At 37.8% G+C, this 26,638-nt stretch carries 26 protein-coding genes and 1 pseudogene; 10 read left to right on the top strand and 17 right to left on the bottom strand.

Annotated features, from left to right (window positions below; all coding sequences use genetic code 11):
• Positions 1-140: 140 nt before the first annotated feature.
• From J536_RS19430 to J536_RS19405, 6 genes are all read right to left on the bottom strand, one after another.
• Complete coding sequence (locus tag J536_RS19430; protein ID WP_005065844.1) at positions 141-752, bottom strand: alpha-ketoglutarate-dependent dioxygenase AlkB family protein; 612 nt, start codon at positions 750-752, stop codon at positions 141-143.
• Positions 749-1,603, bottom strand: a complete 855-nt coding sequence (locus tag J536_RS19425; protein WP_005065841.1) for a methylated-DNA--[protein]-cysteine S-methyltransferase — start codon at positions 1,601-1,603, stop codon at positions 749-751. The genes J536_RS19430 and J536_RS19425 overlap by 4 nt, the downstream gene beginning before the upstream one ends.
• A gap of 126 nt (positions 1,604-1,729) precedes the next feature.
• Complete coding sequence (gene pgsA / locus J536_RS19420; protein ID WP_002114808.1) at positions 1,730-2,317, bottom strand: CDP-diacylglycerol--glycerol-3-phosphate 3-phosphatidyltransferase; 588 nt, start codon at positions 2,315-2,317, stop codon at positions 1,730-1,732.
• A 118-nt stretch (positions 2,318-2,435) separates the two neighbouring features.
• On the bottom strand, positions 2,436-3,230 hold the full coding sequence (locus tag J536_RS19415) for a thioesterase family protein (RefSeq protein ID WP_032063686.1): 795 nt from the start codon (positions 3,228-3,230) through the stop codon (positions 2,436-2,438).
• 121 nt (positions 3,231-3,351) lie between these two features.
• Positions 3,352-5,151, bottom strand: coding sequence for an excinuclease ABC subunit UvrC (gene uvrC, locus J536_RS19410; protein WP_002114749.1), 1,800 nt, complete (start codon positions 5,149-5,151; stop codon positions 3,352-3,354).
• Positions 5,152-5,284: 133 nt separating this feature from the next.
• Positions 5,285-5,815, bottom strand: coding sequence for a peptidoglycan hydrolase (locus J536_RS19405; RefSeq protein ID WP_025469759.1), 531 nt, complete (start codon positions 5,813-5,815; stop codon positions 5,285-5,287).
• Between the two features lie 360 nt (positions 5,816-6,175).
• On the opposite strand from J536_RS19405, the gene J536_RS19400 reads away from it, so the two are divergent.
• Complete coding sequence (locus J536_RS19400) at positions 6,176-6,982, top strand: NPP1 family protein (protein ID WP_002114678.1); 807 nt, start codon at positions 6,176-6,178, stop codon at positions 6,980-6,982.
• A gap of 117 nt (positions 6,983-7,099) precedes the next feature.
• Here J536_RS19400 and lpxO read toward each other — a convergent pair whose 3' ends face one another.
• The gene (lpxO, locus tag J536_RS19395) at positions 7,100-8,014 is read right to left on the bottom strand and encodes a lipid A hydroxylase LpxO (RefSeq protein WP_002114943.1); all 915 of its coding nucleotides are present in this window, start codon (positions 8,012-8,014) and stop codon (positions 7,100-7,102) included.
• 306 nt (positions 8,015-8,320) lie between these two features.
• Here lpxO and J536_RS25435 point away from each other — a divergent pair, with 306 nt between their 5' ends.
• The 3 genes from J536_RS25435 (at position 8,321) to fadA (ending at position 11,926) form a co-directional block, all read left to right on the top strand.
• The gene (locus J536_RS25435; protein WP_078210141.1) at positions 8,321-8,437 is read left to right on the top strand and encodes a hypothetical protein; all 117 of its coding nucleotides are present in this window, start codon (positions 8,321-8,323) and stop codon (positions 8,435-8,437) included.
• Between the two features lie 150 nt (positions 8,438-8,587).
• Positions 8,588-10,741, top strand: a complete 2,154-nt coding sequence (fadB, locus tag J536_RS19385) for a fatty acid oxidation complex subunit alpha FadB (protein ID WP_032063684.1) — start codon at positions 8,588-8,590, stop codon at positions 10,739-10,741.
• A gap of 12 nt (positions 10,742-10,753) precedes the next feature.
• On the top strand, positions 10,754-11,926 hold the full coding sequence (gene fadA, locus J536_RS19380; RefSeq protein WP_005065826.1) for an acetyl-CoA C-acyltransferase FadA: 1,173 nt from the start codon (positions 10,754-10,756) through the stop codon (positions 11,924-11,926).
• Positions 11,927-11,973: 47 nt separating this feature from the next.
• Here fadA and J536_RS19375 read toward each other — a convergent pair whose 3' ends face one another.
• Both J536_RS19375 and J536_RS19370 read right to left on the bottom strand, forming a co-directional pair.
• Positions 11,974-12,465, bottom strand: coding sequence for a hypothetical protein (locus tag J536_RS19375; protein ID WP_005065822.1), 492 nt, complete (start codon positions 12,463-12,465; stop codon positions 11,974-11,976).
• Between the two features lie 246 nt (positions 12,466-12,711).
• On the bottom strand, positions 12,712-13,359 hold the full coding sequence (locus tag J536_RS19370) for an RBBP9/YdeN family alpha/beta hydrolase (RefSeq protein WP_068541383.1): 648 nt from the start codon (positions 13,357-13,359) through the stop codon (positions 12,712-12,714).
• Between the two features lie 71 nt (positions 13,360-13,430).
• On the opposite strand from J536_RS19370, the gene J536_RS19365 reads away from it, so the two are divergent.
• Positions 13,431-13,796: a MerR family transcriptional regulator gene (locus J536_RS19365; RefSeq protein ID WP_032063681.1), complete on the top strand. Its 366-nt coding sequence runs from the start codon at positions 13,431-13,433 to the stop codon at positions 13,794-13,796.
• A gap of 21 nt (positions 13,797-13,817) precedes the next feature.
• Here J536_RS19365 and J536_RS19360 read toward each other — a convergent pair whose 3' ends face one another.
• On the bottom strand, positions 13,818-14,576 hold the full coding sequence (locus tag J536_RS19360; protein ID WP_032063680.1) for a hypothetical protein: 759 nt from the start codon (positions 14,574-14,576) through the stop codon (positions 13,818-13,820).
• A gap of 177 nt (positions 14,577-14,753) precedes the next feature.
• Here J536_RS19360 and J536_RS19355 point away from each other — a divergent pair, with 177 nt between their 5' ends.
• The 3 genes from J536_RS19355 to J536_RS19345 all read left to right on the top strand — a co-directional run bounded on the left by J536_RS19355 (position 14,754) and on the right by J536_RS19345 (position 17,976).
• On the top strand, positions 14,754-15,455 hold the full coding sequence (locus J536_RS19355; RefSeq protein WP_002114847.1) for a DsbA family oxidoreductase: 702 nt from the start codon (positions 14,754-14,756) through the stop codon (positions 15,453-15,455).
• A 359-nt stretch (positions 15,456-15,814) separates the two neighbouring features.
• Positions 15,815-16,957, top strand: a complete 1,143-nt coding sequence (locus J536_RS19350) for a hypothetical protein (RefSeq protein ID WP_005065814.1) — start codon at positions 15,815-15,817, stop codon at positions 16,955-16,957.
• A gap of 125 nt (positions 16,958-17,082) precedes the next feature.
• A complete protein-coding gene (locus J536_RS19345) occupies positions 17,083-17,976 on the top strand; it encodes a hypothetical protein (RefSeq protein ID WP_005065811.1) in 894 nt (297 codons plus the stop codon).
• 86 nt (positions 17,977-18,062) lie between these two features.
• Here the strand turns inward: J536_RS19345 and htpG are convergent, their stop codons facing one another.
• From htpG to J536_RS19320, 5 genes are all read right to left on the bottom strand, one after another.
• Positions 18,063-19,982, bottom strand: coding sequence for a molecular chaperone HtpG (gene htpG, locus J536_RS19340; RefSeq protein ID WP_005065808.1), 1,920 nt, complete (start codon positions 19,980-19,982; stop codon positions 18,063-18,065).
• Positions 19,983-20,083: 101 nt separating this feature from the next.
• On the bottom strand, positions 20,084-20,437 hold the full coding sequence (locus tag J536_RS19335; protein ID WP_005065806.1) for a lysozyme inhibitor LprI family protein: 354 nt from the start codon (positions 20,435-20,437) through the stop codon (positions 20,084-20,086).
• Positions 20,438-20,624: 187 nt separating this feature from the next.
• Positions 20,625-21,215, bottom strand: coding sequence for an OmpW/AlkL family protein (locus J536_RS19330; protein WP_005065804.1), 591 nt, complete (start codon positions 21,213-21,215; stop codon positions 20,625-20,627).
• 330 nt (positions 21,216-21,545) lie between these two features.
• Positions 21,546-22,970 (bottom strand): Na+/H+ antiporter family protein, encoded by a 1,425-nt coding sequence (locus J536_RS19325; protein ID WP_002114813.1) that lies wholly within the window; start codon positions 22,968-22,970, stop codon positions 21,546-21,548.
• A 101-nt stretch (positions 22,971-23,071) separates the two neighbouring features.
• Complete coding sequence (locus J536_RS19320) at positions 23,072-23,950, bottom strand: alpha/beta fold hydrolase (RefSeq protein WP_080591616.1); 879 nt, start codon at positions 23,948-23,950, stop codon at positions 23,072-23,074.
• Positions 23,951-24,067: 117 nt separating this feature from the next.
• On the opposite strand from J536_RS19320, the gene J536_RS19315 reads away from it, so the two are divergent.
• Entirely contained in the window at positions 24,068-24,553 is a 486-nt protein-coding gene (locus J536_RS19315) for a DUF4442 domain-containing protein (protein ID WP_005079397.1), read from the top strand.
• 58 nt (positions 24,554-24,611) lie between these two features.
• On the opposite strand, the pseudogene J536_RS19310 reads toward J536_RS19315, so the two are convergent.
• Together J536_RS19310 and J536_RS19305 are read right to left on the bottom strand one after the other, a co-directional pair.
• Positions 24,612-24,881 (bottom strand): annotated as a pseudogene (locus J536_RS19310) (hypothetical protein); the annotation flags it as partial.
• A gap of 192 nt (positions 24,882-25,073) precedes the next feature.
• Positions 25,074-25,976, bottom strand: a complete 903-nt coding sequence (locus J536_RS19305) for a LysR family transcriptional regulator (RefSeq protein ID WP_002119752.1) — start codon at positions 25,974-25,976, stop codon at positions 25,074-25,076.
• A gap of 119 nt (positions 25,977-26,095) precedes the next feature.
• Here J536_RS19305 and J536_RS19300 point away from each other — a divergent pair.
• A partial coding sequence (locus J536_RS19300; protein ID WP_212750233.1) for a type 1 glutamine amidotransferase domain-containing protein occupies positions 26,096-26,638 on the top strand: 543 nt, incomplete at its 3' end.

Raw genomic sequence — 26,638 nt, 5'->3', positions numbered from 1 at the left:
ATTGAATATATCACAATATTCTCATATTATGATTTTAGCTCCTATTGATGATTCTTTTCATCAGCAGCTCATCAGTAGAAGCATCCCCCTCAGAGGAATAAGCTCATGCTGCCATCATGGGCTTTTTTCTTGTCTTATTTTTATAAAAACTTAAATTGCCGAAAAGTAAGATTAATACGTGGTTGTAAAATCTTTGTTGAGCGATTTAAACGGTGTTGCCAATATTGTTGAGTCTCACCACGCATCACAATGAGTTGGCCTGGCTGTAGCCACAATTCAATTTTCTCTTTACTTTGAATATGTCTAAAAGAAAATTTACGAGTAGCACCAAAGCTTAAAGAGGCGATTGTTGTCGTTCTTGCCAAAGAAACATCCGAGTCACTGTGCCAAGCCATTCCTTGGGTTCCATCTTCATAAAGATTTGCCAAACAAGAATTAAATTTTTCTGAAAGTATTTGCTCTACCTGTTGTTTTAATTTAGCGAGTGCTTTGTCCCACGGTAAAGAATCACGTGCGACACCCGAATATTTATATTGATAGTAGTCATCTCCATACCATGCAACTTTTCGAGCTGTAATAAAGTGCTTGCCATACAACTTAGCCTCGTCATGTTTCCATGCGAGGTGTTGGTAAAGATAATCAAAATATTGTTCAGCTTCTTCAGGGCTTAAAATACAACCATAGTCCTGAACTTCACCATCGTAGGGTAATAAATTCTCACAAGGCTCTGGAGAAAATAAATCCAAGGTCATACGGTCTCTCCATGTTGCTTTGACATCTCCCAAGCTAACAATGCCAATTTACGCCCCTTTTGCCAATGATATTCTCCAACCATCCCTGTGGCACGGATCACTCGATGACAGGGAATCAGATATGCAATCGGATTCTGCCCAATTGCTGTAGCAACGGCTCTAACTGCTTTAGGCTTCCCAATTTGCTCTGCAATATCTTGGTAAGTCCGAAGTTGCCCTTCTGGAATGGTGAGCAAGGCTTCCCATACTTGTAGCTGAAATGGAGTTCCAGCCAAATTAAGAGGAAGTTTCTGCTGTAAGTGTTCTGAAAAATCCTGTTCAAACCACTTTGCAATTTGTTGATGCCAAATCGGTGACTGATTTTTCAATTGAGCTTTCGAAAAGTACTGCTTAATGAGTTGTTCAATATTGGCGTGAGTTTCGATAAACCGTATAGAACATATGCCTTTTTCACTACTGACAACCAACAACTCACCGAAGGGACTTGTCTCAACCGAATAATTAAGAATAACGCCTTCGCCTTTTTGTTTATATTCCCCAGGCGTCATCCCTTCAAGCTGAATAAACAGATCGTGTAAACGTCCTGTGCCAGATAAACCCGTATTTAAAGCGGTTTCTAATAAACTCCGTTGTTGCAACAGATGATATTTGGCCTGTTGCAAACTCATATATTGCACAAATTTTTTCGGGCTAATCCCTACCCATTCCTGAAACTGGCGTTGAATATAGCTTGGGCTTAAATTCATATGACTCGCCACATCGTCCAGACTGGGTTGCTGGTCTAGATGTTCATATAAATATTCAATCACAGTGGCAATTACAGCAAATTGCCGAGAAGAAAGCATTTGCATGTGTCACCTCCTTAGCACTTATATCTTACATTAAAGTAGCCAAAGCCCTATGACGACCCGATTCTTGCACTCTTCAAAAATAAAAAAGCCTTTCATTATAGAAAGGCTTAATCATTCAATATGCACTTAAGGCTGCTTTAAATAAGGCCAAGCTGCTTTGAGGTAAATAAACATTGACCATAGAGTTAAAATGACCGCTGTATATAACAAAGCATAGGCAAGCATTTCTAAAGGCTGCCAATTAAGTAAGAACACACTAATGGCAATCATCTGAAAGGCTGTTTTATATTTACCTACAGTCGATACTGCCACACTGGTTCGTGCGCCAAGTTCTGCCATCCATTCACGTAAAGCAGAAACTGTAATTTCACGTGAAATAATAACAATTGCTGCAAAAGCCATTGAGATCGTTGGATTCCACTGCACTAAAACAATCAGTGCAGCCGCCACCATGAGCTTATCTGCAACTGGATCTAAAAAACGGCCAAATGCTGAAGTCTGGTTTAAAGTTCGTGCCAAATAGCCATCAAACCAATCGGTAATAGCAGCAAACACAAAAATAGCCGTCAAGATAATATGACGACTCATACTTCCTTCGTGCTCACCAATACCCATTGCAGGCGGCCAATACGCGATCACCAAAAATACAGGAATAAGCGCAATACGCGCTAATGTTAGGATATTTGGGATATTCAGGATTCGCCCTGTGGTCATAAACACCGCCAATTAAGTCTTCATGCATCTTGTAACAGACAAAAATACTTTCTTCAATATTGTATCTATCTGTAACAGCCACTTTATACGAAATATATGAATCGAGGAAGTGGACTGCTTAGGTAAATACCGTAACAGTTTGCCGTAAAATTGCAATTAAATGATCATTTTGGTCCCAAAGATGGGCATATTCTGTGGAATAACCTTCACCTGCATATTCAGTTACCACTTTATATTTAAACCAGTCACATAATTGATGTTGGAACGGATGGACATAGGTAATGTGCCAAGTTAAAGAACTTGCAGGAGCAACTTGCTTAAACATCGGCAATACACCAGGTGGCCAAATATCCATCAAGACAATTAAATCTGGCAAAGTCATTTGACGATTTTCATGCTTATTAGGATTAAACCTTGACCATCCTCCAAAGTCAGCATACTGACTTCCTGTAACAGGATAATGACCTTCTGCCCAGCATACATCAAAATGTTGATAGCATTCTGGCATTTGTCTAGCAAAAGGAATAGGTTGTAACTTTTCAGGTTGCCTATAAACTGGAACGATAGGCTCATGTCGCACTTTAATATTCGACGCACGCGGCACACCAAAGCTTGCGACCAAAATCGTTTGTACCGCACCATCTTGCCATAAACGGGTTTCAAGCGTAGTGACCGATTTCCCTTCTCTTAAAATTTCAATAGTCAATTGGGCAGGCCCCTGTTGTACAGGGCCCACGAAAGTAACACTACAACTTAATAATCTTTTATTTGGATCTTGAATATTGCAGCAGGCCTTTTGCATGAGTAATCCAGCGACAAGCCCACCAAAAACAGTTCGCCCTTGTAGCCACCCTTCGGGTATTTCAATCCATTCCTTTTGTTTTATTTCTTCAAATAATTGCAGTAATGACATTCACTTCCCTAAAGCACTCTGACTCTTGATGAAACATCTTTCATCATTTTAAAGGGAATGTGAATGATCATTCTTGTACTTATATACCAACTATTTGGTCATTCAGCATAGAAACCTATCTTTATTCATGCAGAATTTTATAAATCGTTCTTGCCATCATTTCACCAAAACCGGGCACAAGAGTAAGCTCTTTTTCAGATGCTTTTAAAACGCCTTGGATTCCACCAAAATGAGTTAATAAATCTCGACGGCGCTTTGGCCCCAACCCAGGAATTGCCTCTAAAACTGAGGTACTTCGGCGTTTGTCGCGTTTAGCACGATGTTTAGTAATCGCAAAACGATGGGCCTCATCACGCACCTGCTGAATCAAGTGCAATGCCTTATGGTCTTCCGGTAACTGGATTTTTGTGCCGTCGGTAAAATGCAGGGTTTCAAGTCCGGGTTTACGCCCTTCACCTTTAGATACACCCACCATAAAAGCGTCTAACCCAAGCTCTTGCATAACTTCCATTGCCATATGGAGCTGGCCTTTACCACCATCAATCAACAGTAAATCAGGCAATATGGCCTTTTTATAACGACGTGTTAAAGCTTGACGCATAGCAGCATAATCATCGCCTGCTGTGATGTCTTGAATGGCAAATTGGCGGTAGTCACGCTTACGAGCGCCCCCTTGATCAAACACGACACATGAGGCAATTGGAGCTTCACCCATGGTATGACTAATATCAAAACACTCAATACGATCAACGGGTCTTCCCACCACTTGCTCTAACTGATGGAAACGTTCATTAAGTTCTAAATGATTACTCAACTGCCCCTTAATGGCATGTTGAACGTTCATTTCGGCTAGTTCCAGCCACTCGGCACGAGTTTCTCGAACATTACTCTTAATCTGAACCTTTTTGCCAAACTGCTGTGCCAACGCTTCCTCTAGTTCTTTACAATCAGGCAAAGCAATATTTACGATAAGCTCATTGGGAACTTCATCTGCAACCTGAAAGTAAAAGTTCGCCATAAAGTCACTCAGCATTTGCCCAAGATCATCACCAAGCATGTCTGGGAAATAACTTTTTCCACCCAGCATTCGCCCATTGCGTACATACATAATTTGCACGCATGTCACGCCTGCCTGATATGCAATTGCCAGAATATCTGCTTCGCCTTTGACTTTAAATACGGCTTGTTGGGCTTGTACTTCACGTAATAAAGATAAACGATCACGGTAAAAAACAGCTTTTTCAAATTCAAGCTCAGCCGCTGCTTGTTCCATTTTGGCAATGAGCTCTTGATTAAGCTCTTTGGTATCACCTTGCAAAAAGCGAATACTATTATTAACGTCTTCTTTATAATCTTCGGGCGAAATCAGACCTACGCACGGAGCTGAACACCGCTTGATCTGGTATTGCAAACATGGACGCTTGCGCTGTGAAAAATAACTATTTTCGCACTGACGCACATTAAAAAGTTTTTGCAAAACCAGTAACGTATCACGTGCACTATAGGCACTTGGGTACGGGCCAAAAAACTTACCAATTTGGTGCTTACCTTTACCACGCCCACTGGCAAGCCGAGGATAGGGCTTATCTGCCGACACAAAAATATAGACATATGACTTATCGTCCCGCAGCATGATGTTATAAGGCGGTCGATGTTGTTTAATTAAATTTTGCTCGAGGAGTAATGCTTCAGTTTCTGAACGAGTGACTAACGTTTCAATATCATAAATTCTGGCAACTAAAGCCTGAGTTTTAGGATGCTCAATGGTTTTAACAAAATAACTCGATACCCGATTCTTTAGGTTTTTCGCTTTGCCGACATATAACAATTCACCCTCCTTCCCTAGCATTTTATAAACACCTGGAAGCTGGGTCATGTTGGCTAAAATTTTTTCAATATGAGGACGAGCGTTTTGATTCACTATTGGCATGCATGGCTTAATACTGAATACCTAATGTGATGTTTTCACCCCTAATTTTCAAGTGCTTTACTGTGCTAGAACATAAATTTGGAAAGCAATTTAAATATGGTCCGACAGATTGTGTCGTACTCGCTTAAGAGTCTAGACGATAGTAACTATATTTAACGTCTTTTTCTTTATACACCGCATAGGTTTTTTGACGAAAATCCGAGAACCAACCATTGCCTGTATAGCCTGCAATATGACCATAAGTGTGGCCACTAGTTCGCTCAATAATGTAAATGTCACCTTCTTGTGGACGGTTGAAAGCAGGTTTAATTTTCTTATAACCATTCTTTTCTAGCGTTTGCCCCCAATCAGAAGCAGCTACAGGATGCTTTGACACATCTGCTCCAGCCGCTTGTAGAGCAATACGAATATTTTTGGCGCATTTCTCTTTACTATGGTTGGCAGAGATACTTTCGAGCTTACTCGAGAACTTATGCAAATTAATATTTTGGTCTTCAGCTTTATGATTTTTAGTTATAGATCGTTTAGATTTTTCAGTCGTCGAAGCTGCTTGTCTTAACATCACTTTTGTTTTTAAATCACCTTGAGAACTGTCTTCTTTTCTCTCTTCGATATGATGAACATGTGCATGAGCTGCGTGATGAGCATGAGCCATTTTAAAACCTACTTCCGCTGACCAGTCTTCGAAAAAACCGCGCCATTGTAGAATCAAAATTGCCTATTGGCTCTTAATAGTTGTAACAAATTACCAGCACTGTGAAATAGGTCACAAAATTAATCATTTAGATCAATAATCAATACATTTTTCATATTATCTACTTAGTACAAGTTTACATAAATTTATTTTTTATAAAAAAATATTAAAAAATAAAATATTATTAAAGTCTACATAAAATAATATTTTAATAAAACTGAAAAAATAATGTCATTTAACTTTTTTAATATTTGGATTCAACTCTTAAAATATCCATAATATATTAATATATATATCTTAATCTTTACTCTAATCGGTAGCATGATCTACTCAACTCAAGGTTTTTCAAAAGACTGGAGCCAAGTTCCTCTATGCAGTACAGACCAACCAGCATGTATTACAGGCCTTTCTACGTTGAAACCTGTAAATTTAGAAAATGGAAAAATTGTCTTTGATTTCGATACAGATGGATGTTTAGCTTCAGCACCAGTACAAAAACAAGGTGAAAACTATTTCCCTAATAATGGTTTGGATACTTCAGGCACTTTAGAGGGTCAATGCAGCTATAGGGATCAATTGAGCAAAGCAAATATTATTTATAAAGAAAAATGTACGACTTATCAGAATTCCATTTACTGCGGTCGTATTTTTGCACTTTACACTGTTAAAGATAAAGCCGTAAATGGTAGTTTAGACTTCATAGGACACCGACATGATCTAGAGCACGCTGTAGTCTGGATGAAGGATGGTAAAGTGACGCATATAGGTGTAAGTGCACATGGAGAACTAATTAATACCCCCGCCAATCAATCTCCATTAGCAAAAGAATATGGTAATAATGCCTACGCCGTTGTTTACCATAAAGATGGGGTATTGACACATGCTTTGCGTTTAGCAACATCCAAGACATCAAATAATATTCAAGTCGTTAATGAGGTTCCAGAAAATCCAACAGGAAAATGGGTTTTACCTAATGTGATTGAAATTGATCAGGCACCTACAAATTACATTAATACTCTTTTTAGCTCGGACTACGGTCAAGCAACACTTGAAATAAAACCATCTCGAATTATTAATTTTTTAAATAGTAAGAAACCTGCTGAATGGAACAATGTGACTTTTTATTAATTAAAACTTAATAAAAACTTAATTTATTGGAACTTTAACTATTTTTAGAGAATTGATATTTAAAATAATTTAAATAAAATTGCTTAAAGTAAAAAACGCCCTTTGGGGCGTTTTTTATTAAAATACATATGGTCGAACAAAAATCAAAAAGAAAATCCCAAGCATCAAGAACCATTTCAAGAAATAATACAACTTACGGTTCGATGCTTTTAAGGCTTTAGCTTTAATACGAATTTGATAAAGATAAGCAAAAGCTTTATTTAAGCCACCTGTTTGGTCGCCTGTTTCATTCGGTGAACTTGCCGCAGTCATCACTTTACGACCAAACCAATGGTTGAAACGCTCCATCCATTTTACTTTCATTGGACGTTCAACGTCTGCAAAGAAAATAATACGGTTTTGATCAGTCTTATTTTCAGCATAGTGAATATAAGTTTCATCAAACACGACACTTTGACCATCACGCCAAGAATATCTTTCGCCATCGACATCAATAAAACAACGGTCATCATTTGGTGTAATTAGACCTAAGTGATAACGCAAAGAACCTGCATACGGATCACGGTGTCTTACCAAACGGCTGTCAGGTGCAAGCTCGGTAAACATTGCTGCTTTAATTGTCGGCAATGTTTTAAGAAGTGCTGTAGTTTTTGGGCAAAGCTCAGCAGCAGATGGATGACTCGATTCATACCATTTGAGGTAAAAACGCTTCCAACCTGTTTTAAAGAATGAGTTAAAACCTAAATCGTTATAGGTACTTGAAGCTTTAATCCCACCTTGGTCATATAAAGCTTTCGCTTCATCTCGAATCATTTCCCAATTTTCATCCAGCACTTTTAAATCTTTAAAATGCTGTGTATCGATATAAGGTTGATTCGGCACCTTTGAAAAGATGTACATTAAAAAGTTAATCGGTGCGAGCAAGGTTGAATGGTCAAAAAATTGACGATAAAACGAGTGACGCACTTTGCCGCGATGTTGGATATACAATGCTGATATCACAAAAATCGCTAATATGATCCACTTAATCATATTGCTACTCTTTCAAAAGATTAGGGGCAACTTCACCTTATATTTAAGGAGAGAGAAACCGGAAGTTTATTTAATTGGTGCAAATTTTAACAAAATTGACTTAGAAAAAGCGAATGTAAAAAAATTAAGTCAAATAATAGACAGCGCTGGTGTAATAAAAATTTTAAATATAGTGTATTTTTCCATAAATTTAAGGAAGTTAAAATTTATTACTATTATTACTGTTATTTACAGATGATCCCACTAACAATTGACATTTTTGACAAAAAATTAACTTTTAAAACTTATTCGTTTTTATATAAAAAATTGATAATTCCTATGCTTTATCAAGAAAAAGTTAAATTAAAACAAATGTCTTTCGTTATTAGCTATCTTTATGATTTCTTTTATGCATTTCATATAGATGAATTGAATAATAAATAAGATGACCCTTGCGTCACGGCTTGATACAACTTGTCAGGTTTTTTTTAGATATAGTTATCGTAAGATTAGCGAAGCATAAATGTGTACCTAAGATGTGCACACGCTTCATAACATCAACTTAGAAGTCCTCCAAAACTAAGGAGATCAGGCATGATCCACGCTGGCAATGCCATTACCGTCCAAATGCTTTCGGACGGAATTGCAGAATTCCGCTTTGACTTACAAGGTGAGTCGGTCAATAAATTTAACCGTGCAACAATTGAAGATTTCCAAGCTGCTATTGCTGCGGTAAAAGCAAATAATGATATTAAAGGCTTAGTTGTTACCTCGGGCAAATCGACATTTATTGTTGGGGCAGACATTACCGAATTTGGTGAAAACTTCGCACAAGGCGAAAAAGCAATTGTTGACTGGCTTATGCCTGTTCACGAAATCTTCAATAGCTTTGAAGATTTAGAAATTCCAAAAGTTGTTGCTATTAACGGTATGGCGTTAGGTGGCGGTTTTGAAATGTGTTTGGTTTGTGACTATCGTGTGATGTCAGAAGCTGCACAAGTGGGCTTACCGGAAATTAAACTTGGTATTTACCCAGGTTTCGGCGGTAGCGTACGTTTAAGCCGTCTGATTGGTATCGACAACGCGGTTGAATGGATGGCGATGGCTGCTCCTAAAAAACCAGCTGCTGCCCTAAAAGATGGTGCGGTAGATGCGGTTGTAGCTGCTGATAAATTACTTGAAGCTGCAACTGACTTAGTTAAGCAAGCAATTTCTGGTCGTTTAAACTGGAAAGCAAAACGTCAAGAAAAGCTTGAAGCTGTAAAATTGAACCCACTTGAACAAATGATGGCGTTCAATACTGCGAAAGGTGCAGTGCTTGCTAAAGCAAACCCTGCTCAATACCCTGCTCCAAAATTATTACTTGATTCATTACAAGCGGGTGCAAGTCTTGCGCGTGACGAAGCATTAAAAGCTGAAGCTGAAGGCTTTGCAAAAGCTGCGATTACGCCACAAGCTGGTGCATTGATTGGTTTATTCCTCAATGACCAAGTTGTTAAGAAAACTGCTAAAAAATATGAAAAAGGTGCACACCCTGTAAATCAAGCGGCGGTACTTGGCGCTGGTATCATGGGTGGAGGTATTGCTTACCAAGCGGCAAGCAAAGGTACACCAATTATCATGAAAGATATTGGTAATCCACAACTTGCTTTAGGTATGAAAGAAGCGAACAGCTTGTTAACTAAACAAGTTGAACGTAAGAAAATGAAACCTGCGCAAATGGGTGAAACGCTTGCACGTATCCGTCCTACTTTAAGCTACGATGAGTTTAAAGAAGTTGACATCGTGATCGAAGCAGTTACAGAAAATCCAAAAGTAAAAGAAATGGTACTTGCGGATACTGAGAAGAATGTTCATGCAAATACGATTATTGCTTCTAATACTTCTACGATTTCAATCACGCGTTTAGCAAAAGCATTACAACGTCCTGAAAACTTCGTTGGTATGCACTTCTTCAACCCAGTTCATATGATGCCGCTTGTAGAAGTTATTCGTGGTGAAAAGACTTCTGAAGAAGCGATTGCAACTACTGTTGTTCTTGCTCAAAAAATGGGTAAAACACCGATCGTTGTAAACGACTGCCCAGGGTTCTTGGTTAACCGTGTATTGTTCCCTTACTTTGGTGCGTTTGACCTTCTTGTAAAAGACGGCGCAGACTTCCAGCAAGTTGACAATGTAATGTCTAAGTTTGGCTGGCCAATGGGTCCTGCTTACCTTATCGACGTTGTAGGTATCGACACGGGTGTACATGGTGCAGAAGTCATGGCTGAAGGTTTCCCAGACCGTATGAAGCCAGACTACAAAGGTTCAATCCAAGCAATGTACGAAGCTAAACGTCTTGGTCAAAAGAATGACGTTGGTTTCTACAAATACGAACTCGATAAGAAAGGCAAGAAAGCAAAAACTGTTGATCCAACAGCGTATGAAATCATTGCTCCTTTCGTCACTGGTGAAAAACGCGAGTTTGATAACCAAGAAATCATTGACCGTATGATGCTTGCTTTCTGTAACGAAACAGTTCGTTGCTTAGAAGACAACATCGTTGCAACTGCTGCTGAAGCAGACATGGCAATGATTATGGGTGTAGGTTTCCCTCCATTCCGTGGTGGTCCATGTCGTTATATCGACCAGACTGGTGTTGCTGAATACGTTGCACTTTGCGACAAATATGCACACTTAGGTAAGGCTTATGAAGCGCCACAAATGTTGCGCGACATGGCTGCTAACAACAAAAAATTCTACGGTTAAGGAGCAACGTGAATGGCTACTTTAAATCCACGTGACGTTGTCATCGTTGATGGCGTACGTTCTGCAATGGGTAAAACCAAAAACGGTATGTTCCGTAATGTACGTGCTGACAGCTTATCTGCTGAATTGGTTCGTGCACTCGTTGCTCGTAACCAGTTTGATGTAAACGAAGTTGAAGACCTGATCTGGGGCTGTGTAAACCAGACTCTAGAACAAGGTATGAATATTGGCCGTAACATTGGCTTATTGGCTGACTTACCAAAAACTGTTGCTGGTCAAACGGTAAACCGTCTTTGCGGTTCTTCTATGCAAGCGCTTCATACTGCTGCTGCACAGATCGCAACAAACCAAGGTGATATTTTCATTATTGGTGGTGTAGAACACATGGGCCACGTAGGTATGATGCACGGCATCGACTTAAACCCAGAAGCATCTAAACACTATGCAAAAGCATCTAACATGATGGGCTTAACTGCTGAAATGTTAGGTCGCATGAATGGCATTAGCCGTGAAGAGCAAGACGCTTTTGGTGTTGAATCTCACCGCCGTGCTTGGGCTGCAACTCAAGAAGGTCGTTTCAAAAACGAAATCGTTGGTGTTGAAGGCCACGATGCAAATGGCTTTAAAATCCTTTGCGACATCGACGAAGTAATTCGTCCAGATGCAAACCTTGAAGCGTTCAAAGCATTACGTCCTGTATTTGACCCGAAAGGCGGTACTGTAACTGCGGCTACATCTTCAGCTTTATCTGATGGTGCTTCTGCAATGTTACTTATGTCTGCTGAACGCGCACAAGCGTTAGGTTTAAAACCACGCGCTGTAATTCGCTCTATGGCGGTTGCAGGTTGTGACGCAGCAATCATGGGTTACGGTCCAGTTCCAGCAACTCAAAAAGCGCTTAAACGTGCTGGTTTAACGATGGCTGATATTCAAACTATCGAGTTAAACGAAGCATTTGCTGCTCAAGGCTTATCAGTAATGAAAGGCTTAGGTATTTATGACAAGCAAGACATCATTAACTTAAATGGTGGTGCGATTGCTTTGGGTCACCCACTAGGCTGTTCTGGTGCGCGTATCACCACTACGTTGTTAAACGTAATGGAACAACAAGATACTCAAATCGGTCTTGCGACCATGTGTATCGGCCTTGGTCAAGGTATTGCAACAGTAATCGAACGTGTTTAATTAACACCAAGATAAAAAAATCCCCGCTCAATGCGGGGATTTTTATTTTAACGTCCTTTTAAACCATCTTGAATTTGCTGTTGTAATTTTATGAGGTCACTAAGGTTAACTTTCATCGTACCTTCACGATAAGCATCGACATTACTTCGGTTAATGTTCAAAGGTCTTAACATTTCAAAAATACCGTTGGTTGGATCAGAAGACTGTATCCCACCCGCTACCGCTAAGATATATTCTTGTAAGAATGGAGAAAGTTGAGACAAATCAGGTTGTGCCATGACTGGCTGATAATCTACTGTAGTCATGCCTTCAGGGACTAAAGCATTTTGTATATCATAATGCGTTTTATACTCATGATGTTGCAGAGCCTGACGTACTTTTTTATCTTCTTGGAAAGGTACAAAACCCACCTCTTCACGTAACTCAGATTCAGCCATAACGCGAATTGTTGGTAAAGTCGCTACTTCCTCTGCTTGAACAGTCGGTAAACCCATAAAAGCAAATGCAGCAATGAAGGCTGATTGTTTTAGAAAGTTCATAACTTGCTCCAAAAATCACTCACCCTATTTCAACTAAAAGATGATGATTAAATTAAAAGTATCTATAAATAGGCTACAACAAAGTCGAATTTGATTCAGTAAGGCTCAGATAAACGGTAAATATAATTAAAATTTTTAATGTAATAGTAGGGTTCTTCTATTTATTAAAACCTGCAAGCTATATAAAGCACACTATAAATTAGGCAAAAGTGTCTAGTTTATAGTGTGCTATTCATCTTATAAGTTTTATTTACTGTCTAGCATCTCTTTTAGAGAATTCACGACTTGTGGAAACGACGTATACCCTTCACGACCTAAAAAATGTCCACCATTAGGAACGGTAATGTACGGTGCATCAATTTCTTTCGCCAATTCAATCGTCAGTTTGGGCGGAACCAAATCATCATTATCAGACAAATACACCAGCTTTTTCTTTATGTCCTTAAAGTAATCCGTGTTGACTTTACTTTTTGTTATATAAGCATCGAGTGGAGAAAAGTCTGAGATTGGTCCAGAAAATCCAGATACTAAAATCATTCCTCCAATCTTTTGGTAATCATGTCTTTGTAAAAAGTGCAGTAACGTAATCACCCCTAAACTGTGCGCAACAAAATAGGTATTTTCATCCACCTTAGGGACCTGTTGATCTAAAACCTTTTGCCATGCATTTACATCAGGATTCTCAGAATCTGGAAATGGAATTAAGGTAACGGTTGTATGCTCATCTTCTATTTGATGTTTTAGGTCTAAAAACCAGTGATCATCTATAGAAGCTGAATAACCATGAAGTACAAATATTTGACGCATGCTCTTCTCCTGAAGTTCAATTGTTTTGGCATTTGCAACAAATGACATGAAGCCGAATAACACCAATAAAATGAGTTTTCTAATCATGGAACAATTACCATTTTGAAAGATATAAACATGCTAAACTATGACACCACTGTTAAGGTCAACCCTATTTTATGAACCTTGCCAAAGTTGCCGAACTCACAAAGGTAAGCCCTCGTATGCTGCGTTATTATGAGAGTTTAGGGCTTATACAGCCTCATCGAGCAAGTAATAACTATCGAAGTTATACGCAAAAAGATATTGAAAATATTAAGAAAATTAAAATATTGAATGATGCAGGCATGAACTTAAAAGATATTCAGGTCTTGCTGCCTTGTTTTGATTTAGATGAACGCGTATTTACTCTATGTTCAGTAGTTCAAGAAAAGCTGCAAACTGAGCTCATGCATGTGTCTGAGCAGTTAATCAAACTACAATCTTCTCAAAGTTTATTACAATCTTTTTTAACCAAAGGAAAAGTCGAAAGCACCAAACCATAATTTTTGATGCTCATGCTTTGCTTATTCTTTTAAATCTCCTTCGAGAGCGGCCACATTCTTTTTCTTAATTTTTTCAATTTTTGCATTTAGTTTTAGAACATCTTGATAAAGCCCATTAAACTGTTTGACCTGAGCATTTTCATGAAAAAGAATCATCTGATCTTTTTTTTGCCATTCATAATTTTTTAGAAGCTTAAACATTTGTTCAGCTTTATCTAAAATTTCTAGTTCAATCATAAAAATTGCATGATCTTGATCGGCTTTTTGCTGTGTTCCCAATTTCATTTCAAGGAGTTGTCTCATCTCTGCATCAACCGATAATTCCTGAACCTTTGCTAAGAAAGTTTTATGAATCTTTTCATATTCAGTCTGGTACTGATCTGAAGCTTTACGAACATCAGCTAGCATTTTTTCGGTTTCTACAAATTTTTGCTTTTTATCAAGATCTAAACGATCCACATTTAAAAAAGTATCCCATTTTGCTGCTTTAAGTTCTCTCAAGTATGCGTTTCGTGCATTTATATTTTGAATCCAATAACTTAAAAGGAATTCTGAAATTTGCTTATAGTGTCCTGCCAAACGCTTATCATGAATATCGAGCTGGACGGGCTTAGACCAGTCTTGTGCTTGGTCATAAAGCTGGTTCATTTTTTCAGTCATGACCACATCAAACATTTGACTACTGTCTTTGGCCTGCTGCTGTTTGATATGTTGATAGGTGAAAAAAATAATGCTTGTGATAACAATCAGACTTGCAATCGCAATCAAAACTCGGCGCATACACACCTCCTATTTCCCTTCTTATAGTTTTGCTCTTTATAGTTATAAAATAGAGCTTATTCTTCTTTATATGCCATTTATTTCACAATACGCAACACTGTATTCGCTACCCAAAGCTTTAAATCCTTATCCATCATCCCTATTATGATGGGTAATTAAAATTTATGAGATTCTCCCATGCGTGTTGATGTCTGGTCTGATGTAGTTTGCCCTTTTTGTTATATTGGTAAAAAACGCCTTGAGCATGTAGCTGCTGAAGCAGGTATTGATCTTGAAATTCACTGGCATAGTTTTGAATTAGATCCTGATGCGCCAGCTAAACATGACACTTCAAATACTGAACGTCTAGCTAAAAAATATGGCCGTACCTATGAAGAGATGGAAGAAATGGAGCGCAATATTGCGGCCATGGCTGCTTCTGAAGGTATTGATTTTCAATGGCAAAAAGCCAACTCAGGCAATAGTTTTAATGCACACCGTATTATTCACCTTGCGCAAAGCAAAGGTTTAGGTAATGAAGCTAAAGAAGCTTTTTTCCATGCTTATATGACCGAAGGTCTCGCAATTGGCGAACGTGAAGTTGTAGAAGAAATTGCATCTCGTATTGGTTTAGACAATGCTGAAGTTGAATACGTACTAGATACCAACGAACTATCTGACTTTGTCCGTCATGATGAAAAAATTGCACGTGAGCAGCTTAATGTAACTGGCGTGCCATTTTTTGTATTTGACCAAAGAATCGCTCTTGCTGGCGCTCAACCACGTGAAGTCTTTTTACAAGTTTTGGAAAAAGCACAAATCAAAGCAGATAGTGAAGAAGTCGAGCAAGATGATGCAGCTGCTTGTACCGATGAAACTTGCGATATTCCAAAGAAATAAATGAACACAATTAAAATGTGATCAAATCGTATGTTTTATCATCATTTTAGCAATAGAGCGTTCTAAAAAAAGAACTATCTAATTGCTAAAAATCAGTTTATTATTGCCGCTTAGAATATTCGCGCTGTAATGTTCTGTTTTTTATGTGTTTAATGATCGGAATTTGAAGTTTCCTTGATCTATCATCCCCCTTCACTGGGGGATTTTTTTTGGCTAAAAATAATCGCTAATAGCTTAAACTTTTTCATTTATTTCAAATATGTAAAAAAAGTTAAATTTACTTAACTTTTGTGTCTCCCTCTTGATTTTATTAGAAAAATCAACAAAAGTGGAAACAACAACAAAACATAAAGATAGATATGAAAACATTTCATGTAATGCCGTACTGGCAGCTTTTTGCACTTTTAACGATTGGATTTGGTTCAGTATGCATCGCTCATGCAGAGACCGCCTCTTCTTCTACAAACCAACAAATAGGAAGTACATCATCTGGAGTACAAACTGAAGTCACCACAGACGAAAATCTCTTAGATCAAATTCCGCGTTGGGTAGACGCAACCCCAACCATTTTTCCAGAGCAGTCTAATGAGCCTATTGTTCCGCCTACCGAACAAACCGAAGATCAAACCTGGGTTGATCGTAAGCAAAAGAAAATTCGTAATTGGGCCGATCGTACTTCTGAAAAAATTGATAATTGGTTTGGTGAAGTTGATCCACAAAAACCAGCTAGTGCAACTATTCGGGTAATGGTTGATAACTATTGGAATGAATACGACAACTTTGAAATTAAGCCCAGAATTCGCGGTAAAATTAAGCTCCCTACGCTAGAAAAACGTTTAAGCGTGGTATTTGGTGATGATTCTTTAGATGATGAATTTAATAACAGTCCAGCTAATATTAACCAAAACCCAAATCAAGACTCCAATAAGAAGTTAGATGGCAAACGAACTCGAGATGACAACAGCTCAATTGCCTTACGTTGGTCAAATTTTTCTAAAAAACTGCCTTTCGAAACCGATGCCGACTTAGGTATTCGTTCTGGGGACGATATTTATGTTCGTTTAAAAGCATCGAGAGATTGGCAACTTCGTAATGATTTTAAGTTTTATGCTGAACAAATTTATCGTTACGGCATAGACAGCGAAAACTACTTACGTACTAATCTTGAACTTACCCATGCTAGACCGAATCAACCGATTTTATCCAATCAGTTCAGCCTAACCTATGCCGATGATCAAGATGACGATCTAGCTTGGGAAAACCGAACATTCCGCGAGCACAGTTTCTTTGCAAACAACCGTTTTAACTATGGTATTTATACTAGCGGTTATTACAACGACAATGACTTACGTTTAAACAGTTGGGGACCCTTTGTTTCATGGCGCCAACCCGTTTTACGTGAATGGTTCTTTGTACAAGGCGATGTAAATTACTTTAATGACCACCGCGAAGACCGTAATCATTTTGTCAGCACCTTCTTACGTTTAGAAGCACTTTTCTAAGCTAGCAAACATCACCTTGGACCTCATCCAAGGTGATAAATAACAAAATACTTTTAAATAAAATTTTAAGCTTAGCCTTCTAAAGTACTGTTCTAATTTTTGTTTTTGATTCCTTATCTTTAAAAATGAATCAATTTTCTTCTCCATTTCAAAATAAATCGACAGTCTTCATTTGTATTTATAGTTTAGGTGTATTAGCTTTACTTCCACATACTCATTTTTTTTATAACTCTTTAAAACACCAACGGTCACGGCGTTATCCCTATTCTTCTACGAGTTTCGCTAAAGTAAAAAGACAATCACTTTCACGCTCACCTTGTGAAGTAGAAGCAAACAATACTTTATCTGATGCTGGTTTAATTCAAGAGCTTATGGCTGTATTTGGAAATGATACGTTATGGAAACGTGCGACTCAACCTGAACAAACGTATAAAGCTTTGGGTAAAAGAAAGAAGAAGAATTCATCAACTCAGGTTTCAGTCACAAATCCACTGAGTGCGAGCTGGGCCACCATTTCAACATGGATGCCTTTTGAAAATGACCTCGATTTAGGCTCAAATTCAGATAGTGATATCTACGTACAATTTTTAGCAAAGAAGAAATGGAATTTGAGACATAACATTAGAATTGATACAGAACAGATCTTTCGTTACGGCTCTACCAGCCGAAATTATTCTGAAACTACCCTAAACTTAACGCAGAAAATGCAAGATAACACATTATTTTCTAATAAATTTAATGTGAACAAGAGCGAAAATGAAGATTACAACTGGGGCAATTGGACTTTTCAACAATTTGAGTTTGTGAAAGATAATAGCCTGACTTACGGTATTTATAGCGGTGGCGTATATACTAAAAATGATATTCGACTAAATAGCTGGGGGCCTTATATTTCATGGCGTCAACCGATATGGAGAGATTGGATTTTTATCCAAAATGATCTTAATTTTTTTAACCATATTGATGATGATCCGAAACACCAACTCAGTGTGCAAATGAATCTTGAAGCTAATTTTTAAACAAAAATCATCAGGTTGTGGATAACTCTTTCTTTATCCACAAAAAAGCCCCTGACAGTTCAGAGGCTTTTTTTTATATCAAAAAATTATTTCAACAATAAGCTATTAATGCGTTTCACGTAAGCTGCTGGGTCTTCAGGTAAACCACCTTCAGCAATCACAGCCTGATCGAAAATCACATTTGCCAAGTCATCAAATTGCTCTGAGCCTTCAAGTTTTTTCACTAAAGGATGCTCAGGGTTAATTTCTAAAATTGGCTTAATTTCAGGTACGGCTTGCCCCGCTTGTTTAAGCATACGAATAAGTTGTGGAGACAATTCACCTTCACTTGTTACTAAACACGCTGGAGAATCAACTAGTCGTGTAGTTACACGTACTTCTTTAGTTTTAGCCTTTAATGAGTCACTTAGTTTCTCAACAACAGGCTTAAACTGTTCAGCTGCTTGCTCAAGTGCTTTCTTCTCTTCAGCATCTTGCAAATCGCCTAAATCAACAGCCCCTTTCGACACATTCTTTAATGGTGTACCGTCAAACTCTTGAACAAAATTCATTGCCCATTCGTCAACACGCTCTGCCATTAATAACACTTCAATGCCTTTTTTCTTAAACAACTCAAGCTGCGGCGAGTTTTTCGCTGCTGCTAGACTGTCAGCAGTCACATAATAGATGGCTTTTTGGCCCTCTTTCATACGTGCCTTATAGTCAGCAAAAGAAGTCGTTACTTCATCATTTGTTGAAGTCGCATAACGTAATAATTTTAAAATACGTTCACGGTTACCAAAGTCTTCACCCAAGCCTTCTTTAAGTACTGAACCAAACTCACTATAGAAGGTCTTGAATTTTTCTTGGTCTTTTTCATCTTCCGATTTAGCCAAACTATCAAGTACAGTTAATACACGGCGTGCATTACCTTCACGAATCGTTTTGACATCACGGCTTTCTTGCAACAACTCACGGCTAACATTAAGCGGTAAATCAGCGCTGTCCACTACACCTTGCACAAAGCGCAAATAGTTTGGAATTAAATTATCCGCATCGTCCATAATAAAGACGCGTTTTACATATAGCTTAATTCCCGCTTTTGCTTCACGAGTAAAAATGTCATGTGGTGCTTTACTTGGAATATAAAGTAACTGGGTATATTCCGTACTACCTTCAACACGGTTGTGTGCCCAAGCGAGTGGTGCTTCAAAGTCATGAGTTAAGTTTTTATAGAACTCAATATATTGCTCTTCAGTCACTTCGCTTTTGTTACGTGTCCATAAAGCACTTGCCGAGTTAATCGCTTCCCACTCGTCAGTTTTGACCATTTGGCCGCCTTTAGGCTCTTCACCTTCAGCAACTTCTTCTTCCTGCCAAACTTCTTTTTGCATTTCAATTGGCAAGCTAATGTGGTCAGAATATTTATTAACGATTTGCTTAACTTTATAAGATTCTAAATAATCAAGCGCATCATCACGTAAGTGAAGAATAATGTCAGTACCACGTGAGGCTTTATCAATTTGCTGAACTTCAAACTCGCCTGTACCACCACTAATCCAGCGCACCCCTTCAGATGCCTCTAGACCCGCACGGCGTGATTCAACCGTAATCTTGTCGGCAACAATAAAACCTGAATAAAAACCCACACCAAATTGACCAATCAACTGAGCATCTGCTTTTTGATCGCCAGTTAATTTTGACATGAAATCTTTAGTACCTGACTTAGCAATTGTACCTAAGTTATCAATTGCTTCTTGCTGGCTTAAACCAATACCATTATCAGAAATCGTTAACGTTTTATCTTCTTTATTTAAACTGATTCGTACATGTAAGTCTGGATCATTTTCATAATATTCAGGATGATTAATTCCTTCAAAACGTAACTTATCACATGCATCTGATGCATTAGAGATAAGCTCACGTAAGAAAATCTCAGGGTTAGAATAGAGAGAATGCGTCACTAAATGTAAAAGCTGGGCAACTTCTGCTTGGAAACTATAATTTTGTGATGCTTGTTCACTCATAAATCACTCCTTAAATTTTGAAGCTGTTTGTTCTCGAATGCTTTATGAATGGAGTACTTCTAGAATTTTTCAATCCTGAATATCAAAAATTTTTACTCTAATTAAAATGGGCCGTGGCTTAACACCCTATCTTGCAATATCGTATCTAACTGCTTTTGACGTTGTTGGTAAGCTTTGCTAATACAACTGACATTGGCAGCACAAGCATTTCTTTTTTTCAGCCATTGTTGCTGAGTATCTTTCTGGTTATCTCGCCCACCCATAGGTAAAGCATGCAAAACGATTTGATACGTCGTTGCCATTTTTACATCTGCATCATTTAAAGAACGGTTTTTACAAATACTTTTTTCCGTTTTCGTTTTTGCAGTATCGCACGAAAAACTTGCAGCTTGTAAATTTTGAGTAAAAGCAATACCACTCAAAAGTGCTAAACAAATCGCTAATTTGTTATTCATGTTTTTATTCCCATGCTTGTAATGAATAGAAATTAGTTTAGAAAAAAACTTGCAGAAAATATGTATAAAACTGTCTGTTTTATGCTTTTTTTAGTGCAAATAAAATCCATAAAAAAACCTCACATAAAATATATGTGAGGTGCCTGAGTCTAGGTTTATTATTATATTTTTCTATTTATTATTATGCTTAAAATTTATAGCTATAACCCAAAGTATAAACAAAAGGATTAATATCTAGATCAAACTTGTAGTTAGCAATTGATGGATCAATTGTTACTTCCGGACTAATATCAGCATAACGTACATCTACAAATACACCCCAGTTTTTAGCATCAGCAGGTTGGAAATTAAAACCAACTTGACCTGCCAAACCAAAATCTTCTTTAACCTTTACCGCTGCACCTTCTTCATCCCAAGGAATAAATGCTGTAGCACCAATACCAATATACGGTGTGAAACGTGTAGAGTTTTTAAAATGATATTTTGCAGTAATTGTTGGTGGTAATTGTTTTATACGTGCTGCATTTTTACCATCTAGCAATACATCATGATTAATAGGTGTTGCTAATAATAATTCTGCCGAAAATGGAGACTGACCAAAAAAGTATTCTACCGATGGTGTAAATGCATATTCATGATCTGCTTTTACCACGCCTAAAGGTGTTGTTGTATCTTCAGATGGAGCAATAACACTACCACCAAATTTCACTTGCCAGTTACCAGCAAAAGTAAAAGAAGACATCCCCATTAATGCAATAACCAAAGCTTTTTTGAACACTTTAATATCTCCAACCTTATTTATATTTATAATAAACATTTATTTTAAAACCATGCAATACTCATTATAAAATTATTTTATAGTTTATTTTTAAACTACTGTTTTAAATAAAATTATATATTATCCAACTATTTTAATAGGTTTTTATCCCAACCTCATTAATCAAGATTATTTTATATTACCAACCATTTTAATATACTTTTAAATTCCGAGTATTTTAATATAATTTATTTTGAATACATGTTTTATTTAGACAATAAAAAAACCTTCTTAATTTAAATCTAAAGATCGTTATTAAGAAGGTTTACACTTTAATATTTTATGAAAACTTTATAAAACCATTGCAGCGATCCAGCCAAAAATTAATAGCGGAATATTAAAGTGAATAAAGGTAGGTACGACTGTATCCCAAATATGATCGTGTTGCCCATCTACACCTAAACCAGCTGTTGGCCCTAAGGTTGAGTCAGAGGCTGGCGATCCAGCATCACCTAATGCTGCTGCTGTACCAATAAGTGCAATCGTTGCTAATGGTGAGAAACCAAACTGCACACATAAAGGCACATAAATAACAGCTAATACAGGAACACTCGAGAAAGATGAACCAATACCAATTGTCACAAATAAGCCAATACAAAGCATTAAGAATGCTGCAAGCGCGCGGTTATCTCCAATAATCTCGACTACACCATTTACTAACTGATTAATATCACCAGTATGAGTCATTACTGAGGCGAAACCGGCAGCAGAAATCATGATGAAGCCCACTAAAGCCATCATTCGCATGCCTTGTACAAAGACATCATCTGCATCTTGCCATTTAAAAATTCCGGCAGTAGATAGAACAGCAAAACCGACTAAACCACCCAAAATCATCGAACCTGAATATAGCTGCGCAGCGAGCGTTAAGCCAATTGCGAGTAGTGCCATCAAGATCGTTTTCTTTGCAATAACTGGTGCTTGCTCTGCTTCATGCTTTAACTCTTCAGCATCTGCTTTTAAGTCGGCTGTTTCAACTTGAGTAGTTGCACGAATAGGTTTATCTAAATCAATCGTGGTCACAGGCGTAATCGCACGATCAGCATAAATTCTTGGTTTACGGTAGCTAATAAATACGGCAACCAAGGTGCCTAATACCATACCTAAAACAGGAATGGCCATGCCAATTGGCATCATTGCCCGATCAACATGTAAGCCGTACGCTGCCCCAATTTTGTTGATATTTCCCATCAGAATCTGTTCAAGGAAAATTGCACCAAATCCAACCGGAAGAAAAATATAAGTACCAACCAAACCTAGCGTAAGTACACAGGCTGCGGCGCGGCGGTCTAATTTTAAATGGTTCATTACCCTTAATAGTGGCGGAACCAGTACAGGAATAAAGGCAATATGAACTGGAATAAGGTTTTGAGAGAAAATAGCAGAAATTAATAAAATACCTAAGAGGAGATATTTCACTTTAGTCTGACGGCTTTTCCCAGCTTCCATTCCCAATAAACCAATCAGCTTATGAGCAAGTAAATCAGGTAAACCAGATTTTGATAGAGCAAGAGCAAATGCCCCTAACACTGCATAGGCAAGTGCAACTTCAGCACCGTCACCAAGACCAGCGTTAAAAGCTTCAACGGTTTGAGAAAGGCTTAAACCTGCTACGAGGCCGCCCACAATGGCAGAAACCACTAAAGTCAGTACGACAGAAACGCGCGCCAGTGATAATAAGAACATCACTGCAATCGCAATAACGACAGCATTCATGAATAAGTTCAGAGCAAAACAAAAGGCGATATTCTAGCAGATTCATATCTATGAAGCCGAAAATATCGCCGAATTAACAGTTTTATGCAGTTATTTAGCTGTTACGCTTGAGCTTTAATAAACTCACGAATATGAGTTGCTATTTTCTCTGGCTCACTCAGAATGGCCCAGTGATTTGCGTTAAGCTCTACATATTCAAATTTTTCAACCCACTTTGGCATGGCCTCAGTGATGTATTCTGGGCTTACAAAAGTATCATATTTTAAAATAACAGCCTTAACTGGACACTGTGCATAACGTTGACGTGGGCCAGTTAAGCGAGGAATAAAATTGGCACGGTATAAATTAATGCCATATTTACCATCAGCATTAATATTATTATTTAAAGGTAAATTACTTTTCCTTTCCAACTGAGTAAGAACTTTACCCCATTTTTCAGGACTAAATAGAGACCATACGGTGGGTGCTAATAACGGAAGATGGAATGCCCCGATATACCAAGATTTGGTTAATATTTTTAAGATTTGAGCTGGTGAAGATTTAAATTTATCACGTAAAAATAAAGCGGCATGATCAAGACATGGTCCAGAAATGGTGGTGTATGATAATAAACGACCTTTGAACTTAGGCTCAGTGACCGACTCCCAAGACTGAATCGAACCCCAATCATGTGCAGCCATATGGAATTGACGATTTGGTAATAACTCATCAACAACTTCTTGGAGATCTAGAGATAAACGCTCTAAACGGTAATCACGTATACGTTTTGGTATAGATGACAAACCAGCTCCACGCACATCGTAAGTAACAATATAGAAGTCATTAATCAAATGCTCAATGATTGATTCCCATACTTCTTGATTGTCTGGATAGCCATGTACTAAGACCAAGGGAGTATTTTTTTCGTCACCCCATGTTTTAGCACAAAGCGTTTGTTGATCACTTGTTGTTACTGTATGAACTTTTGGCTGCATAATCATTTCCTATCTTGTTTTTCAATCGATCATGTCGTTAGTCGGATAGAGCATTGCCATCAATATAAAAAAGATGATACTTATCTAGTATGAATACTGTTGCAATAAAAAAAATTGACTATTATGGCTATTTTAAGAAGACTTCAGAACAATCCTACGATTTCAAAATTTCTATTTAATCACTATCCCCCTTATCGTGGCGCAGGGATTTATATTGAAATCATGAATTTAGAACTTTGCCATGTGCGCGTAAAAATGCCACTGACTTGGAAAAATCAAAATTTAGTCGGTACACATTTTGGTGGAAGTCTTTATTCAATGGTTGACCCATTTTATATGATGATTCTTATGCATCATCTCGGATCAAAATATATTGTTTGGGACAAAGCTGCCGAAATCAATTTTTTGTCCCCTGGCCGAAGTACTGTACATGCAGATATTCGAGTTGATTTAGCTGAAATAGAACAAATTCGTGAACTTGCCGAGAACTATGAACCTGTTTTAAGAACATATCATCTAAACATTTTTGATGAATCTGGGGTAAGAATTGCAGAGGTTCAAAAAACGCTTTATATCAGACGTAAAAAAGCGAAACCTTTTCCTCAATAAAAAATAAGCGCTAAAAGCGCTTATTTTTTTATTTGTTAATTTTTTATCTTTTCTCTTCAATCGCAGCACCAGCACCACCACCTAAAGCACCGCCAATCGCAGATTCAGTACGGTGACGACGGTCACTTGCAACAGCTGCACCACCAGCACCGCCTAAAGCAGCACCAATTGTTGCGCCTGATGTACCGCCCATGCTTTTACCAATTGCAGTACCTGCTACGCTACCTAAAGCAGAAGCGGCTGCTACATGTGTTGTATTGTCAGCATGTGCCACAGTAACCATTGAAGTTGCTAGAACAGCGCTACATAACCAAGCATTTAATTTCATTTTTGACTCCGTGTCCCTAGTTGCAGGACCCTATATCTTTTGTTACGGCAAATGTAACAAAACACTTCTCCCCAAATATGGAGAACCATCTTTTGATTATTGCAGTTTAGTGTCTGGTTTGTATGTTTTCTATTAAAATAGAATATTTAATACTCATATAGATAAATTAAGCTTTATTTAGTTTTGAAGGGGTTACTCATGATCAGAACATAGAAAATTTATTAAAGCTCTTGTCGCAGACGACATATGTTTATGTTGTGCGTACAGTAAAGAAAAGGGCCGTGTGTGACCTGCATAACCCTCAAGTACGGGCTGCAATTTTCCTTGTCGGATCTTTTCATTAACAATAAAGCTATAACTCTGACATATTCCTAATCCACTTTCAGCAAGAGAAACTACTCCCAAAATATCTTCTTTTACTAAAATCCGATTTGATGGTATCCATTGAATTTCATTATCACCATTTTTAAAAAACCATGGAGTAACCTTACCCGTGCTAGGTAATTCAAAGGCAATACATTGGTGATGGTTTAAGTCTTCCAAAGTTTGAGGAACACCCATACGTTTTAAATATTCAGGTGAGGCAACAAGTTGAAGAGGGGCAAGCTCCAAAGGTCTGGCAATGAGAGTGCTACTAGGAAGCTGACCTTGACGAATAGCTAAATCAAATCCTTCCGCAATTAAATCGACATTTCGATTAGAAATACTGACTTCTATTTGAATATCTGGATATTGCAAAAGAAATTTTTGTAGTAATTCTGGAAGGCGATAGTGTCCATAGGTAGTGGGTACACTTAATTTAATTTTGCCGGAAATTTGCAGTTGCTTACCTTGAATAGCACGCTCTGCATGGTCAATTAACTGAAATGCATGTTGCATCTTTTCATAATAAAGTTGACCAGCTTCAGTCAGGCTCAAATGACGAGTTGTTCTTCTAAAAAACTGAATGCCAAGTTTTTTCTCTAGCCGCGTAATTGTTCTACTAATGACTGAAGGAGTTGTTGCTAAATAAATTGCAGCTGCACTAATAGAAAGCTTCTCCGCCACAATTAAAAACACTTCAATATCGGCAAGATGGTCAAATTGACGTGACATTTAGTCCTCAAACGCAAAAAAGATTTGCAAAAGTGGTTGTTTATCTACCTGATTGGCAAAAATAGAATATATCCATCCCAGTTATAAATCCAGCAAATGGTTGGAATGAAGGTCGAATGATGAAATCTCTAAATAAAATAATGCTTGCAGTAGTTGCCGTTTCAGCAGCATTCAGTGCAAATGCTGCTCATGTGTTGGTTGTATTGTCTGATGAGGCGCATTTAGAGCTAAAAAAAGGTCATATTTTTAAAACAGGCTTTTACTTAAATGAGTTGATGCAACCTACAAAAATGCTTTTAGATGCAGGCCATACAGTAACTTTCGCTACACCAAAAGGGAAAGCTCCAACCTTAGATGAATCATCGAATAATGCGATGTATTTTAACCAAGATGAAAAAGCATTAAAGCAATATGCAGATTTATTGCATGATCTAAAATTAACATCTGCTCAAGATTCTCCAGTTGTGAGCCTATCTCGTATTGAACAAATTGGTGTAGGTCAGTTTGATGCTATTTATATTCCAGGTGGACATGCACCTATGCAAGATCTCTTAAAAGATAAACAACTTGGAAAAGTACTTACAGCTTTCCATAAAGCTGGTAAACCTACTGCGTTGGTCTGTCATGGTCCTATTGCATTAATGTCTACTTTACCTAATGCC

Source organism: Acinetobacter sp. 809848 (genome assembly GCF_000581275.1).
GTDB classification, from domain to species: Bacteria; Pseudomonadota; Gammaproteobacteria; order Pseudomonadales; family Moraxellaceae; genus Acinetobacter; species Acinetobacter pittii.
This window is presented reverse-complemented; position numbering and strand designations above follow the sequence as displayed.

Excerpts from the sequence above, each read along its gene's own strand:
- J536_RS19355 (WP_002114847.1), top strand. The coding sequence starts at position 14,754 with ATGCGTGTTGATGTCTGGTCTGATGTAGTTTGCCCTTTTTGTTATATT.
- J536_RS19350 (WP_005065814.1), top strand. The coding sequence starts at position 15,815 with ATGAAAACATTTCATGTAATGCCGTACTGGCAGCTTTTTGCACTTTTA.
- htpG (WP_005065808.1), bottom strand. The coding sequence starts at position 19,982 with ATGAGTGAACAAGCATCACAAAATTATAGTTTCCAAGCAGAAGTTGCC.
- J536_RS19305 (WP_002119752.1), bottom strand. The coding sequence starts at position 25,976 with ATGTCACGTCAATTTGACCATCTTGCCGATATTGAAGTGTTTTTAATT.
- fadB (WP_032063684.1), top strand. The coding sequence starts at position 8,588 with ATGATCCACGCTGGCAATGCCATTACCGTCCAAATGCTTTCGGACGGA.
- J536_RS19315 (WP_005079397.1), top strand. The coding sequence starts at position 24,068 with ATGGCTATTTTAAGAAGACTTCAGAACAATCCTACGATTTCAAAATTT.
- J536_RS19320 (WP_080591616.1), bottom strand. The coding sequence starts at position 23,950 with ATGATTATGCAGCCAAAAGTTCATACAGTAACAACAAGTGATCAACAA.
- J536_RS19400 (WP_002114678.1), top strand. The coding sequence starts at position 6,176 with ATGATCTACTCAACTCAAGGTTTTTCAAAAGACTGGAGCCAAGTTCCT.
- J536_RS19335 (WP_005065806.1), bottom strand. The coding sequence starts at position 20,437 with ATGAATAACAAATTAGCGATTTGTTTAGCACTTTTGAGTGGTATTGCT.
- J536_RS19370 (WP_068541383.1), bottom strand. The coding sequence starts at position 13,359 with ATGATTAGAAAACTCATTTTATTGGTGTTATTCGGCTTCATGTCATTT.
- lpxO (WP_002114943.1), bottom strand. The coding sequence starts at position 8,014 with ATGATTAAGTGGATCATATTAGCGATTTTTGTGATATCAGCATTGTAT.
- J536_RS19345 (WP_005065811.1), top strand. The coding sequence starts at position 17,083 with ATGAATCAATTTTCTTCTCCATTTCAAAATAAATCGACAGTCTTCATT.
- J536_RS19365 (WP_032063681.1), top strand. The coding sequence starts at position 13,431 with ATGAACCTTGCCAAAGTTGCCGAACTCACAAAGGTAAGCCCTCGTATG.
- J536_RS19325 (WP_002114813.1), bottom strand. The coding sequence starts at position 22,970 with ATGAATGCTGTCGTTATTGCGATTGCAGTGATGTTCTTATTATCACTG.
- J536_RS19405 (WP_025469759.1), bottom strand. The coding sequence starts at position 5,815 with ATGGCTCATGCTCATCACGCAGCTCATGCACATGTTCATCATATCGAA.
- pgsA (WP_002114808.1), bottom strand. The coding sequence starts at position 2,317 with ATGACCACAGGGCGAATCCTGAATATCCCAAATATCCTAACATTAGCG.
- J536_RS19375 (WP_005065822.1), bottom strand. The coding sequence starts at position 12,465 with ATGAACTTTCTAAAACAATCAGCCTTCATTGCTGCATTTGCTTTTATG.
- J536_RS19425 (WP_005065841.1), bottom strand. The coding sequence starts at position 1,603 with ATGCAAATGCTTTCTTCTCGGCAATTTGCTGTAATTGCCACTGTGATT.
- fadA (WP_005065826.1), top strand. The coding sequence starts at position 10,754 with ATGGCTACTTTAAATCCACGTGACGTTGTCATCGTTGATGGCGTACGT.
- J536_RS19415 (WP_032063686.1), bottom strand. The coding sequence starts at position 3,230 with ATGTCATTACTGCAATTATTTGAAGAAATAAAACAAAAGGAATGGATT.
- J536_RS19430 (WP_005065844.1), bottom strand. The coding sequence starts at position 752 with ATGACCTTGGATTTATTTTCTCCAGAGCCTTGTGAGAATTTATTACCC.
- J536_RS19360 (WP_032063680.1), bottom strand. The coding sequence starts at position 14,576 with ATGCGCCGAGTTTTGATTGCGATTGCAAGTCTGATTGTTATCACAAGC.